Origin of the sequence: Coprococcus intestinihominis, from assembly GCF_040096555.1 — a bacterium.
GTDB lineage: Bacteria > Bacillota > Clostridia > Lachnospirales > Lachnospiraceae > Coprococcus_A > Coprococcus_A intestinihominis.
This window is the reverse complement of sequence record NZ_JBBMEK010000444.1, coordinates 1-1,328: the sequence shown is the minus strand read 5'-3', so window position 1 is coordinate 1,328 and position 1,328 is coordinate 1. Positions and strand designations below refer to the sequence as shown.

General features: G+C 41.3%; 2 protein-coding genes. One reads left to right on the top strand and one right to left on the bottom strand.

The features are described from left to right. Window positions 1-205 precede the first annotated feature (205 nt). Window positions 206-694, top strand: coding sequence for an AEC family transporter (locus WMO25_RS18085; RefSeq protein ID WP_349086616.1), 489 nt, complete (start codon window positions 206-208; stop codon window positions 692-694). Window positions 695-738: 44 nt separating this feature from the next. Here the strand turns inward: WMO25_RS18085 and WMO25_RS18080 are convergent, their stop codons facing one another. Beyond that, window positions 739-1,233: a GNAT family N-acetyltransferase gene (locus tag WMO25_RS18080; RefSeq protein ID WP_227081317.1), complete on the bottom strand. Its 495-nt coding sequence runs from the start codon at window positions 1,231-1,233 to the stop codon at window positions 739-741. Window positions 1,234-1,328: the final 95 nt, after the last annotated feature.

Here is a 1,328-nt window from a genome sequence, read left to right as displayed (position 1 = left end):
CTATTTGGGCTGCGGCCTTTTGCTGTTTTTAGGGTTTTAAATAAATCGGATGCAAAAATGCAATAAGTTATGTCGCTGCGGTTATACCTCAATATCAAAATGGGCATTTTACATTGCATCTTCCGATTGCTATACTCATAGTAAAAGTGAAGATAATAACGTTATATTTGACAATGAATTATGGGGGATTATATGAGTTGAAAAAATGGGCCTTCTTTTTGTGTTGGCCGTCATCAGTTATCTGATTTCCATTATGATTGGTCATTTCCTTTTGCATGAGAGAGAAGGGTATGATCTGTCAATCGAGAAGTTTGCAGTGACCTATGATAACTGTGGATTTATAGGGGTTCCGCTTGGTTATGCGCTTTTTGGAAATATCGGTGTTATCTATGCAACCGTGTTTGTCGCTGTTTCTCATATTTTCTGCTGGACACGTGGCATCATGCTGTTGGATAAAGGCGGTTTTCAGCTGAAGAAGCTGATTAATCCGTGCCTCATTGCGGTCATCGCAGGTATGGTATTCTTTATTTTTCAGATTCGTCTGTCGGAAAGTATTGATTTTGCAATGGGTGCCATGACGATTACGATGGCGATTATGTATGAGCGTGATGATCATTATGCGACAGAGCTTTTTACAGTGACAACGCTGCTTTCAATCCTGACAATGCCACTGTGTATGCTGATTGCCGGATAGGGCACTGCGCAGCAATTTTACATGCGAATACGTCACGATGAAGATTAAACTAAATCATAGGCATTTCTTGGTGTGCCGTCGGCGACATGGATAATTCCGCAGTAGCGGAAGCCATAACTGTCGATGGCATTTTGCATTGGCTTGTTGTCAGCGTGGGTATCAATGCGCAGACAGTCTATTTTGTTATGACAGAAATCAAAGCAGGCTCGGGCAATGCCTTTGGTCTGACCGTTGGAGGCAATCCGGTGAATTGTGCCGTAAGGCTGATCGGAGTGCCAGGCACCATTTTCAATGACGGCATAATTCGGTTCTCTTCCTATAATGAAAGCAAAACCGCCCACAATTTTCTCCGGCGCATTATCCGGCGTACAGACATAATAATTGCCATTGGCAATGTCTTTCAGGATGTCTTCTGAAGCAGGATAATTGCCGTTCCATTGATGGGGATTGCCGTTGGCAGCCATAAATTTTCTGGCATAGGCGTAGAGGGGCATGATATTCTGGATATCTTCTTTACTGGCAAGTCTTATATGAATCATTTTAGTGTATCCTTTCTTCTGTAAATCAAAAACAACTATATAATAGGGATATTTTACCGGAAATGTCAAATATATTTTTAAAAATAGAAAGGTTA